The sequence below is a fragment of the Cupriavidus alkaliphilus genome (assembly GCF_014191175.1).
Classification (GTDB): Bacteria; Pseudomonadota; Gammaproteobacteria; order Burkholderiales; family Burkholderiaceae; genus Cupriavidus; species Cupriavidus alkaliphilus.
Window position 1 is genome coordinate 142,347 of the sequence record NZ_JACHWE010000010.1, and the last position, 11,548, is coordinate 153,894.

The following is an 11,548-nucleotide window of genomic DNA, read 5'->3' on the forward strand; positions in this document are numbered from 1 at the left end:
AATCCTTCCGCCCACGCCGTGAAATAAAAATCAATTAAAACAACGACTTAAAAAAATGTGATGAATTGTTGCGCGCCATCAGGTGTGGATTTGGTGCAACGCGACAATTCATCGATATCCCGGTGAATTTTCCGATCATCCAGACAGCCCTGACGTCTTTCCATGACCGAGCCCCCCATCGTTGTGATCTACGCGCACCCGACGCCCAGCCGCTCGCGCGTGAACCGGCCGCTGGCCGACGCGCTGGACGCACTGCCGCAGGTCCAGGTACGCGACCTCTACCGCAGCTATGTCGACTACGACATCGATGTCGTGGCCGAGCAGCGCGTGCTGTCGGTGTCGGACACCATCGTGCTGCAGTTCCCGGTGCGCTGGTACAGCGTGCCGGCCATGCTCAAGCTGTGGCTGGATGAAGTACTCGAGCCCGGCTGGGCCTATGGCCCGGGCGGCACCGCGCTGCGTGGCAAGTCGCTGCTGGCGGTGGTCAGCACCGGCGGCACGGCCGACGCGTACGGGCCGGACGGCACGCATGGCCACCCGATCGCCGAATTCCTGCTGCCGCTGGAGCAGACCGCCCTGCTGTGCGGCATGACGTGGCTGCCGCCGGTGGTGCTGCACGACGCCAACAATGCCGACGCCCAGGCGCTGGTCGACCATATCGCCCACGTCTGCGGGCGGCTGGGCACGCATCCGGCGCCGGCGGAGGTGCAGGCATGAACCAGCACGATTTCCTGGTTGCGCTGCTGGTGTTCCTGGTCGCCGCGGTGGTGGCGGTGCCGCTGGCGCGGCGCGGCGGGCTTGGGGCGGTGCTGGGCTACCTGCTGGCCGGGGCGGCGATCGGGCCGTTCGCGCTGCGTCTGGTGACCGATGTCGAATCGATCCTGCACTTCTCCGAGTTCGGCGTGGTGCTGATGATGTTCGTGATTGGGCTGGAGCTGGAGCCGCGCAAGCTGTGGGCGCTGCGGCGTAGCATCTTCGGCTACGGCGGCGCGCAGCTTGCCGCCTGCGCGCTGATGATCGGCGCGGTCGCGGCGCTGGCCGGCGCGCCCTGGCAGGTGGCGCTGGTGGCGGGCCTGGGGCTGGCGCTGTCGTCCACCGCGATCGCGCTGGCGACGCTGACCGAGCGCAACCTGTTCGGCACGCCGGCGGGCGCCGCCAGCTTCGGCATCCTGCTGTTCCAGGACATCGCCGCGATCCCGATGATCGCGCTGCTGCCGCTGCTGGCCACGCAAGGCGCCGCAGGGGCCGGCGCCGGCGCGGCAGGGTGGCTGGCGGCGGGCAAGGCGGTGGCGGTCATCGGCGCGGTGGTGGCCGGGGGCCGCTACCTGGTGCGCCCGGCGCTGCGGTTTATCGCCCGCACCGACATGCGCGAGATGTTCACCGCCTTTGCGCTGCTGCTGGTAGTAGGCATCGCGCTGATGATGGACGCAGTGGGCTTGTCGATGGCGCTAGGCACCTTCCTGGCCGGCGTGCTGCTGGCCGATTCCGAATACCGGCACGCGCTCGAGGCCGATCTGGAGCCGTTCAAGGGCCTGCTGCTGGGGCTGTTCTTCATGGCGGTCGGCATGTCGATCGACTTCGCCGTGCTGGCACGCTCGCCGTGGCTGGTGCTGGGCCTGGTGACGGCCTTCGTGGTGGCCAAGACCGCCGTGCTGGCGCTGCTGGCGCGGCATTTTTCGATCGCCCGCGGCCAGCGCCTGCTGTTTGCGCTGCTGATCTCGCAGGGCGGGGAATTCGCCTTCGTGGTGTTCGGCGTCGCCGGCGGCGCCGGACTGCTGCCGCGCGAGACCGAGGCCCTGCTGGTGCTGGTGGTAGCGCTGTCGATGGTGGCCACGCCGCTGCTGCTGCTGGCCTATGACCGGCTGGTAGCGCCACGCATCGGCGCCGGCAAGGCGCGGCCGGACGAAGTCATCACGCCGCAGCAAAACCCGGTGCTGATTGCCGGCTTCGGGCGCTTCGGCCAGATCATCGGGCGCCTGCTGTACAGCCAGGGCGTGGGCGTGACGGTGCTGGACCACGATCCCGACCAGATCGACTTCCTGCGCCAGTACGGCTTCAAGGTGTTTTATGGCGACGCCACCCGGCTGGACCTGCTGGAGGCCGCCGGCATTGCGGACGCGCGCATCCTGGTGGTGGCCATCGACAGCATGGACGACAGCCTGGCGCTGATCGACCGCGTGCGCGAGCGCTTCCCCGATCTGCAGATCTACGCCCGCGCGCGCCATGTCTCGCATGTCTACCAGCTCAAGGACCGCGGCGTGCAGCTGTTCGAGCGCGAGATGTTCGAGGGCTCGCTGATGCTGGGCCGGCGCGTGCTGGAAGGGCTGGGCTTCGACCCGGGCGAGGCGCGCAACGTGGCGCTGCGCTTCCGCCGCCACAATATCGAGGCAATCGACCGCTTCTACCCGCACTACACCGACCAGAAGAAGCTGGTCTCGCTGGCGCGCCAGGCGCGCGACGAGCTGGAAGAGATGTTCCGCCAGGACCGCGAGCAGCGGCGCCAGCGCGAAGAGGCCGAGTGGATGTAGGCGCGGGCGCAGCCCGGCCCCGGCGGCTCAGCGCCCGGCGGCCGCGCGCCCGGGCAGGCCGCCTTCGAGCAGGTCGACCACCATCTCGGCAAAGTCGGCGTACGAGAGCCGGCCGCCCGGCTTGAGCCAGGTGAAGGTCCAGTTGATCATGCCGAAGATGGTCATGGTCAGCGCGGTCTGGTTCTCGCGCGTGACGCGCTCCGGGTAGGCGCGGCGCAGCAGCCGCGAGAACGCCGCGACCACGTCGCGCTCGCGGCCCAGGATCAGGTCGCGCTGGGTCTCGGCCAGGAACTTGACGTCGTTGATCAGCGCGATATGGCGCGTCTGCGAGGTCTCGTACTCGGCCAGGAAGGCGCGGATCAGGTTGCCGAAGGCGTCCCTGTCGGTGCGCGCATGGCGCTCGGCGTCGGCTTCGACTTCGGTGACGAGCAGCATCAGCCGGCGCGTGTAGCGGTCCAGCAGGTCGAACAGGATCGCTTCCTTGCTCTCGTAGTAGTGATACAGCCGCGCCTTGGAAGTGCCGCAGGCCGCGGCCAGGTCGGCCATCGAGGTGCTGGGGTAGCTGCTGTTGGCAAAGGCGGCGGCGGCAAGGTCCAGGATCTGCTCGCGCTGCGCCTCGAAATCGGGTGCCTTGGTACGGGCCATATATTCTTGTTTATTCGCCCCCGCCGCCGGCATGGCGGCGCAGCTCGCAGGTATCGAGCGAGTCGGCGTTGCCGCGCAGCACCAGCTGGCCCATGGCGATCAGTTCCCGGCAGCGCCAGAACACGAACCAGTCGCTGGCCAGCAGGCCCTCGATCGCGCCCATCACGCTGCCGACCACCTGCGCCGCGGGGGTCCAGTCGGCCGGGGCGCGCTCCATGATGATGTCGTCGATGGTGCGGTAGGCCGCCGGCACCAGCGTGTTGCCCTTCCACAGCCGTACGTCGGCGTTTTCCTTGACGTTCTGCTGCCATTCGTAACCCAGGCGCCCCAGCCGCAGCACCGAGACCGGCGCGATGGTGGAGAAGCGTCGCGCCAGCCGCGCCGGCGAGTACATGCCGATCGCCGCCAGGTTGCCCTGCGCGGGCGTTTCCAGTTCACGCAGGTCCATCGCGACCTCGTTGATGCGCTGTGGCGCCTGGTACAGGTGGAATACCACCCGGCGCAGCATCAGCTGGTCGGCCGCGCTCTGGCCGTGCCAGATAGCCACTTCCATGTCGTCCTGCCGCAGCGCCAGCAGCTGGTCCAGCGCCTGGCGCATCTCGGCGGCAAAGTCGATGTCGGTGTGCGGGGCGACGCGCTGCCAGAAGCCGGAGCGGATCATGCCGGTGCTGTCGATGTCCGCCAGCGGACCGACCGCGAGATCGTCGCGCAGCACCACGACAGGGTCCGGCCGCGCCGCCTGGGCCAGCGCCTGGCGCAGGGTCGTGCCTGCTACATCACCGTTGACGACGTGGATATATTGCATGGCCGTGATTGTATATGGGTGGGGCGGTTCGCTGGCGCCGCCGCGGCGGCGGCGCGACAGCGGACCGCACCGCGCGCCCGATCACCCGCCTGCAAGCATCGCGCCAGCAGGGCGCCGCCTGCCGCCATTGTAGTCACGGCCAGTGCTGGCCAATGTCGGCGATTGTCTGACGACGCACGCGAGCGCGTGCCGGGATCAGCGTTCGTCGTAGCTGACCACCACCCGCGGCGTGAGCGCGCGTGCCTGGCAGGTGAGCACGAAGCCCTTGTCCATCTCCCAGGGCTCGAGCGTGTAGTTCTTCTCCATCTCGACCTTGCCTTCCAGCACCTTGGCCCGGCAGGTGCAACAGACCCCGCCCTTGCAGGCGTAGGGCAGGTCCAGCCCGGCGGCGAGCGCGGTGTCGAGCACGTTGGCGTCCTCCAGCGGCAGGCGCATGCTGTGCTGCTTGCCATCGAGCACCACCACCAGCTCCGCCGTGCCGGCATGGTCCGCGTGCGCGGCATGGGCGGCGGCCGGCTTGCGCCGGGTTGGTGCCAGCGGCACCCCGAAGCGCTCGGCGTGGATGCGGTGCGGGTCCAGGCCCGCATCGCGCAGCGCCGCCTCGACCTCGTCGATCATCGAGGCCGGGCCGCAGACAAAGGCCGCGTCGATGTCGTCCACCGGGATCAGCGTCTGCAGGAAGGCGGTCACGCGCGCATGGTCGAGCCGGCCGTGCAGCAGGTCCACCTCCTGCGGCTGGCGCGACAGCACGTGGTAGAGCGTGAAGCGCGCCAGGTACTGGTTCTTCAGGTCCTCCAGCGCTTCGGAAAAGATGATGCTGTCGACATTGCGGTTGCCATAGACCAGCGTAAAGCGGCTGTGCGGCTCGGCCTGCAGCGTGGTGCGGACCAGCGACAGCACCGGGGTGATGCCGCTGCCGGCGGCAAAGGCGACATAGTGGCGCGCGGCCTTGGCGTCGAGCGGCACGTGGAAGCGCCCGTCGGGCGTCATCACGTCGATCACTTGCCCGGGGGCGATGGAATCGTGCAGATGGCTGGAAAACAGCCCGTCCTCCACCAGCTTGACCGCCACGCGCAATTCGCCGTGCGCGTCATAGTCCTGCACCGCCGAGCAGATCGAGTAGGAGCGCCGCAGGTCCTTGCCGTCGACCGGCGCCTTCAGCGTCAGGAACTGCCCTTGCGTGAAGCGATAGGCGTCGCGCAGCGCGTCCGGGACCTCGAACGCGATCGAGATGGTGTCGGCGGTCTCGGGGCGCACCTGCGCCACGCGCAGCGGGTGGAACTGTGGAGTCATGGCAGCCTGGCTCGGCCCGGGGGCTCAGTAGGGTTTGAAATAGTCGAACGGCTCGCGGCAGTCCAGGCACCGGTACAGCGCCTTGCAGGCGGTCGAGGCAAAGCGCGAGATCTCCTGCGTATGAACGCTGCCGCAGCGCGGGCAGGCCACGGCATCGGGCGCGCCGGCGCGCGCGGCGCGCGGCACGAAGCGCAGCGGCTGCGCCCCGGCCGGCATGCCGCACTGTCCCGGCGGCGCGATGCCGAACGCGCGCAGGCGCTCGCGCGCGGCCGGTGTGATCCAGTCCGTGGTCCAGGCCGGCGCCAGCACGGTACGGATGCGCCACGGCGCCAGCCCGGCGCGGTCCAGCGCCTGGCCGATGTCCTCCCCGATCTGCGACATCGCCGGGCAACCGGAATAGGTGGGCGTAATGACGATCTCCAACGCGCCGTCCGGCGCTGCCACGACCTCGCGCAGGATGCCCAGTTCGCGGATCGACACCACCGGGATCTCCGGGTCCGGCACCGCCTCGAGCGCCGCCCACGCGCGCGCGACGCGTGCACCGGTGGCGCTTGCGTCGTTCACGTTGTGGGAAGGGAGGGGGGTGACGTTCATGTGGATCAACCCTTTGCGCTGAAGCGTGCGCTCACCATTGCGCGCCCGGATGGGCCCGCGCCAACCCCTGCATCTCGCCCAGCAGGTAGCTCATGTGTTCCGAATGCACGCCGTGCTTGCCGGCCGAGACAAAGCCGGTGGCCGCCGGCAAGGCCAGCGTGGCCGCCTGCAGCGTCTCGGCGACGGTGGCGTCCCAGGCCGGGCGCAGCATGGCGGTGACTACGCCGATCCCCTGCGCGGCGGCCTCGCTTTCGACCGCGTCCTCCGCAAAACACTCGTTCATGTACGGCAGCAGGTGTTCCAGCGCGTGCTGCATGCGCGCGTGCGAGGCCTCGGTGCCGTCACCCAGCCGCACCACCCAGCCGGCCGCATGGTGCAGGTGATAGCGCGCTTCCTTGATGGCCTTGGCGGCGATCGCCGCCAGCTGCTCGTCCCGGTTTGCCTGCAAGGCCTGCCACAGCTCGACCATCAGCGCGCTGTACAGGAAGTTGCGCACGATGGTGACGGCGTAGTCGCGTTCGGCGGCGGCGTTGCCGGACAGCGGGCCGCGATGCGGCAGTTCCAGCAGCGTCCAGTTGCGGAACTCGCGCTCGGTGCGCCAGTAGGCGTAGTCATCCTCATGGCGGGGCAGGCCGGTGAGCTCGCCCTCCAGTTCGCCGGCGCGGCCATACAGCAGCCGCGCCTGGCCGATCAGGTCGAGGCTGATATTGGCCAGCGCGATGTCTTCTTCCAGCACCGGCCCATGGCCGCACCACTCGGCGTTGCGCTGGCCGAGGATCAGGGCGTTGTCGGCCAGGCGCAGCACGTAGCGCAGCGCGGCGGTGCGCGCCGGCGGCAGGTGGTCGAGCAAGGCAGGCACGGCAGGCTGTGGGGACGCGGTCATGGTGCGGGCCTTACATGTGATTGACTTCGTCGGGCAGCTGGTAGAACGTCGGGTGCCGGTAGATCTTGTCCGCCATCGGATCGAACAGCTCCGGCTTTTCCTCAGGCACGCTGGCCGTGATGGCCGCGGACGGCACCACCCAGATCGACACGCCTTCCTGGCGCCGCGTATAGACGTCGCGCGCCATGTGCAGCGCCTGCTGCGCGTCGGCCGCGTGCAGGCTGCCGCAATGCTTGTGTTCCAGGCCTTGCTTGCTGCGCACGAACACTTCCCACAGCGGCCATTCCTTGCGTTGCATCGTGGTCTCCTCGGCGAGGTCAATGATCAGGCGGCGGCGCGGCCGGCGCCGGCTTCGCGTTCGACCAGCTTGGCGGCGTGCGCCAGCGCGGCTTCGCGCACCCAGGCGCCGTCCTCGTGCGCCTTCACGCGGGTGGCCAGGCGTTCCTTGTTGCACGGGCCGTCGCCGTTGATAACACGCCAGAATTCGTCCCAGTCCAGCGGGCTGTAGTCATAGTGGCCGCGCTCGGCATTCCATTGCAGCCCGGGGTCGGGCAGGGTCACACCCAGCACGCGCGCCTGCTCGACCGTGGCATCGACAAACTTCTGGCGCAGGTCGTCGTTGGAGATGCGCTTGATACCCCAGGCCATGGTCTGCGCGCTGTTGGTCGAGGCCGCATCGGGCGGGCCGAACATCATCAGCACCGGGAACCACCAGCGGTTGACCGCGTCCTGCACCATCTCGCGCTGGGCGTCGGTGCCGCGCATCATGGCCAGCAGCGCGTCGAAGCCCTGGCGCTGGTGGAACGATTCTTCCTTGCAGATGCGGATCATGGCGCGCGCATACGGCCCGTACGAGCAGCGGCACAACGGGATCTGGTTCATGATCGCGGCGCCGTCGACCAGCCAGCCGATCACCCCGACGTCGGCCCAGGTCAGCGTCGGGTAATTGAAGATCGACGAATACTTGGCCTTGCCGCTGTGCAGCGCGTCGACCAGGTCGTCGCGCGAGGCGTCCAGGGTCTCGGCCGCCGAATACAGGTAGAGGCCGTGGCCGCCTTCATCCTGGACCTTGGCCAGCAGGATCGCCTTGCGCTTGAGCGACGGCGCCCGGCTGATCCAGTTGCCCTCCGGCAGCATGCCGACGATCTCGGAGTGCGCATGCTGCGAGATCTGCCGCACCAGGGTCTTGCGGTAGGCCTGCGGCATCCAGTCCTGCGGCTCGATCTTGCCGTCGGCGGCCATGCAGGTGTCGAACGCTGCCTGGCAGGCGGCTTCATCGGGGGGCGCGCTGGCCTGCGCTGCATCGGCGTGCTGGCCGGGCAGGTCAAGACTCTGCGTGTACATAGCGTCTCCTCTGGCGGGGCGCCGCGGCAACTCGGTCCGGCGCGGCTGGCCCTATTATATAAAAGCCGACCGGTCGGTCAATTAAAGGGGCCGGGACCGCGAAGGTTTGCCTCGGCGCATGACGCCGGTTTCGCCCGATGTGTACTATCCAAGACAGGCGGCACTATGCCGCATCTCTTGTCCATCAACGGAGGTACGCTCATGACAAGCGCGGCATACGGCAAGATCGTGGTGGCGGTGGACGGCAGCAGCACGTCGGACCTGGCGGTTGATGAAGCCATTCGCGTGGCATCCCCCGGCGGTGCCACCGTGCTGGCGCTCTATGTGGTCGATACCGGCACGCCCATGTTCGACGCCGGCTACTATGACCCAAGCCAGTTGCAGAAGGCCTTCGAAGAAAGCGGGCAACGCGCCCTGCAGGCTGCAGCACAGCAACTGGCTGGTGCCGGCGTCACGCATGAAACCCAACTCGTGACCGCGGCTGCGGTGCCGGGGGACATCGGTGCTTCCATCAATGAGGCCGCGCGTCAATGGGGAGCAGACCTGCTGGTAATCGGCACGCATGGCCGCCGCGGCGTGCGCCGGCTGGTGCTGGGCAGCGTGGCCGAGGCGGTGATCCGCCAGTCCACCGTGCCAGTGCTGCTGGTGCGCGGCGCGGCGAAAGCCGATTGAAGCGGCCCTTCGCAGCTACGCTCAGCCTGCAAAGCGGAAGTGGCCGCTGCGCAGCACGATTTCGCGCGCCTCGGTCAGTTCGAACAGGCTTTCTGCCAGGCGCTCGATGCGCTGGCGGTTATTGGTGAAGGCCGCCACCAGGTCTTCTTCGCGCGGCGAGCGCGCGCCGAAGTGGGCCTCGAGCGCCTCGGCGGTGACGGAATACAAGGTGGGACTGCCGTTGACCGTCGCGGGGCAGGACAGCGTCAGGCTGGCTGCACAGTAGGTGGGAAGGCTGCGAGGGAACGTGATGTCTGGCATGGCGTGCCTCGTGCTGGCGGCGGACGTATCCAATCAATATAGGCCAAGCCCGCATTCCGTAAAGTCCCGCGGCCAGGCGGCCCATCCTGCCGATATTTCCCATCACCGGCCATGTCCGGTTGAGGGGCCGTGCCGTCGCCCTCGGCGTTATTGTTGCGCTGCGCAAATCCCTAGTGCCTGAGGTTGGATGCAGGCGAAAAAAAACCCACGCAGGTTATGCGTGGGTTGGAATCCACCGAGGTGGTGGAGGAGACAGACTTCACTATACATGCTTTGTTGCGACGCACCAAGTCCAATGTGTCAATGTAGGATGATGCGCACAATGTCGTTGTATGGGAACAACAATATTCGGCAACCTGCACGGTCATCGGAAAAGATATGCGGCGCCCACGGCACAAACAATTCCTGCGGCGTCCGCCACCAGCGCGCAACCGAGCGCATGTCGCGTGTTGCGTACATTGATACTGCCGAAATAAACCGCGAGAACATAGAAGGTCGTTTCGGTCGAGCCTTGGATAATCGCAGCCAGCCGCCCCTGGAACGAATCCACGCCGTAGGTCGTCATCACGTCGACCATCAGCCCGCGCGCCCCGGCCCCGGACAGGATCTTCATTAGCCCGACCGGCAGCGCAGGGACGAAGTCTGTGTTGACACCCAGCAGCGCGACCGCATGCGTGAGCCAGGCCATCAGTACGTCCATGCAGCCCGCGGCGCGGAACAAGCCGATCGCGACTAGGATCGCAACCAGATAGGGGATGATCTGTACGGCTACGCCGAAGCCTTCCTTGGCGCCGTCGATAAACGCCTCATAGACATTGACCCGGCGTAGCGCCCCGCAAATCAGGAAGAGGGTGATCAAGGACAGGATGAAGCCGGCACCCGCCAGCGCCGTCACGGTACCAACCTGGTCGGGCGGCGCATGCTGCAACCAGGCGAACATTGCCCCAAGCAGCGCGAGCACCAGCCCGAACGCCACTAGCACTGCGGGGCGTAGCAGGTTGATCCGCTGAACCCAGGCCACCGCCAGCAGCCCGGCGAGGCAGGCGCCGCCAGTGGCCAGCAGCGTCGGCAAGAAGATATCGGCGGCGTTGAAGCCGACCAGACCCTGCTTGACCGCGATGGCCTGGCGGATGGCGATGACCGAAGTCGGGATCAGCGTCAGCCCGGCAGAGTTGAGCACGATGAACATGATCTGCGCGTCGGTGGCGACGTCCGGGCGCCGGTTCAGCGTCTGCAACTCGCGCATCGCGTTCAGGCCCAGCGGCGTGGCGGCGTTGTCGAGCCCGAGCAGGTTGGCCGACACGTTCATCATCATCGCGCCCTGTGCCGGGTGACCCTGGGGCACCCCGGGAAAGAAATGCCGCAGCAGCGGGTTCACCAGCCGGGCAAAGGCGTCGACAACGCCGGCGCGCTCGCCGATGCGCATGATGCCCAGCCACAGACTCATGACTCCCGCCAGTCCCAGCGCGATCTCGAAGGCGGTGCGGGCGCTGTCGAACAGACTGCTCAACATCGCCGGAAACACGGCGAGGTCACCCTGGGCCACCCGGACACAGGCGGCGGAGAAGGAAATCAGGAAGAAGCCGAGCCAGACTACGTTCAGCGCCATCGGAAGAAGGGAAGCGGGGAAAACGTGAAAACAAGGCCGGGAAGATCCCGGCACGTCGCGCAACTCAGTCGATCACGGCCCCGCGCTCGGCGAGCAACTCGCGCAAGACAGAGCGGTGGCAACGCGCTTCGTTCTCGCAGTAGCAGCCCACCGAGAAATTGGTCTGGTGCGACAACGCCGCCAGCAGGTCCAGCGTGCGGCTGGCGTCCGGCTGGGCCATTTCCTTGCGGAAATGCCGCACGAAGGCGCGCCATTCCTTGTCGTCGGTTGCATGCAGCGCCTGGGCGACCAGTTCTGGCGACGGCGAAAGAGCCGGATACCAGACATCATAGTAATCGCGGCTCGCAAACTCCGATTTGGACACGCCTCGCGGCGGCCGGCGCACAGTCCCGACGCGCAGGCCCTCGTCCGCCGCGCGCGGCGTACCCAGTCTTACGATTCTGATGGTCATGAGGATTCCGATTTGGCTCTGTCCGCCATGCAGTGCCGCGGCGGCGGTGTGCCTGGCTCGCTCCAGGCCCAGATCATGAATCATGGGGCTGCGGCTGACAAACTGGTGTCATTAGGGAGGGCTTTGCGGCGTCACCGAATTATTTCGTTGAAACGCTTGCCAACCCCGCCGCGCTCGCTTACTATTCGCCCCCTCGCAACACAACGCGGCCCCTGCAAGGCAGGCGCAGCAAGGGTTGCGGGGTCGGCCGGGAGGTTGGCGCAGCGAGGTTCGCGGCGCTGACGGCAGCAAAAAAGATTGCTGCAAACGGTTGACGAAACGAAGAAAGTTCTGCATAATCTCGTTTCTCTGCTGCAGACAACGCAGCGCGCTGAACGGCAAAGCCGGGCGGCGAAGTTCTTTAACAAACAAACAACCGATAAGT

The 11,548-nt window shown here is 67.4% G+C and carries 13 protein-coding genes; 3 read left to right on the forward strand and 10 right to left on the reverse strand.

The genetic code is table 11. The features are described from left to right. Positions 1-162: 162 nt before the first annotated feature. Together kefF and kefC are read left to right on the forward strand one after the other, a co-directional pair. On the forward strand, positions 163-717 hold the full coding sequence (kefF, locus tag FHX60_RS25620; protein ID WP_183285021.1) for a glutathione-regulated potassium-efflux system oxidoreductase KefF: 555 nt from the start codon (positions 163-165) through the stop codon (positions 715-717). Next, positions 714-2,528, forward strand: a complete 1,815-nt coding sequence (kefC, locus tag FHX60_RS25625) for a glutathione-regulated potassium-efflux system protein KefC (RefSeq protein WP_183285022.1) — start codon at positions 714-716, stop codon at positions 2,526-2,528. The genes kefF and kefC overlap by 4 nt, the downstream gene beginning before the upstream one ends. A gap of 27 nt (positions 2,529-2,555) precedes the next feature. Here kefC and FHX60_RS25630 read toward each other — a convergent pair whose 3' ends face one another. The 7 genes from FHX60_RS25630 to paaA all read right to left on the reverse strand — a co-directional run bounded on the left by FHX60_RS25630 (position 2,556) and on the right by paaA (position 8,092). Further along, the gene (locus FHX60_RS25630; RefSeq protein WP_112777115.1) at positions 2,556-3,173 is read right to left on the reverse strand and encodes a TetR/AcrR family transcriptional regulator; all 618 of its coding nucleotides are present in this window, start codon (positions 3,171-3,173) and stop codon (positions 2,556-2,558) included. 10 nt (positions 3,174-3,183) lie between these two features. Next, the gene (locus FHX60_RS25635) at positions 3,184-3,978 is read right to left on the reverse strand and encodes a DUF1835 domain-containing protein (RefSeq protein ID WP_092316566.1); all 795 of its coding nucleotides are present in this window, start codon (positions 3,976-3,978) and stop codon (positions 3,184-3,186) included. A gap of 195 nt (positions 3,979-4,173) precedes the next feature. Next, the gene (gene paaE / locus FHX60_RS25640; RefSeq protein WP_092316564.1) at positions 4,174-5,271 is read right to left on the reverse strand and encodes a 1,2-phenylacetyl-CoA epoxidase subunit PaaE; all 1,098 of its coding nucleotides are present in this window, start codon (positions 5,269-5,271) and stop codon (positions 4,174-4,176) included. A gap of 24 nt (positions 5,272-5,295) precedes the next feature. Further along, entirely contained in the window at positions 5,296-5,865 is a 570-nt protein-coding gene (paaD, locus tag FHX60_RS25645; protein WP_221210141.1) for a 1,2-phenylacetyl-CoA epoxidase subunit PaaD, read from the reverse strand. A gap of 31 nt (positions 5,866-5,896) precedes the next feature. Then, complete coding sequence (paaC, locus tag FHX60_RS25650) at positions 5,897-6,748, reverse strand: 1,2-phenylacetyl-CoA epoxidase subunit PaaC (protein ID WP_183285023.1); 852 nt, start codon at positions 6,746-6,748, stop codon at positions 5,897-5,899. Between the two features lie 10 nt (positions 6,749-6,758). After that, positions 6,759-7,046: a 1,2-phenylacetyl-CoA epoxidase subunit PaaB gene (paaB, locus tag FHX60_RS25655; protein WP_012354162.1), complete on the reverse strand. Its 288-nt coding sequence runs from the start codon at positions 7,044-7,046 to the stop codon at positions 6,759-6,761. A 26-nt stretch (positions 7,047-7,072) separates the two neighbouring features. Then, positions 7,073-8,092, reverse strand: coding sequence for a 1,2-phenylacetyl-CoA epoxidase subunit PaaA (gene paaA / locus FHX60_RS25660; protein ID WP_183285024.1), 1,020 nt, complete (start codon positions 8,090-8,092; stop codon positions 7,073-7,075). Positions 8,093-8,293: 201 nt separating this feature from the next. On the opposite strand from paaA, the gene FHX60_RS25665 reads away from it, so the two are divergent. Further along, positions 8,294-8,764, forward strand: a complete 471-nt coding sequence (locus tag FHX60_RS25665) for a universal stress protein (RefSeq protein ID WP_183285025.1) — start codon at positions 8,294-8,296, stop codon at positions 8,762-8,764. A gap of 21 nt (positions 8,765-8,785) precedes the next feature. Here FHX60_RS25665 and FHX60_RS25670 read toward each other — a convergent pair whose 3' ends face one another. The 3 genes from FHX60_RS25670 to FHX60_RS25680 form a co-directional block, all read right to left on the reverse strand. Next, a complete protein-coding gene (locus tag FHX60_RS25670) occupies positions 8,786-9,064 on the reverse strand; it encodes a DUF1488 family protein (RefSeq protein WP_018006086.1) in 279 nt (92 codons plus the stop codon). Between the two features lie 364 nt (positions 9,065-9,428). Next, a complete protein-coding gene (locus FHX60_RS25675) occupies positions 9,429-10,673 on the reverse strand; it encodes a spore maturation protein (RefSeq protein ID WP_112777109.1) in 1,245 nt (414 codons plus the stop codon). A gap of 64 nt (positions 10,674-10,737) precedes the next feature. Beyond that, complete coding sequence (locus FHX60_RS25680; RefSeq protein ID WP_112777110.1) at positions 10,738-11,124, reverse strand: DUF488 domain-containing protein; 387 nt, start codon at positions 11,122-11,124, stop codon at positions 10,738-10,740. Positions 11,125-11,548: the final 424 nt, after the last annotated feature.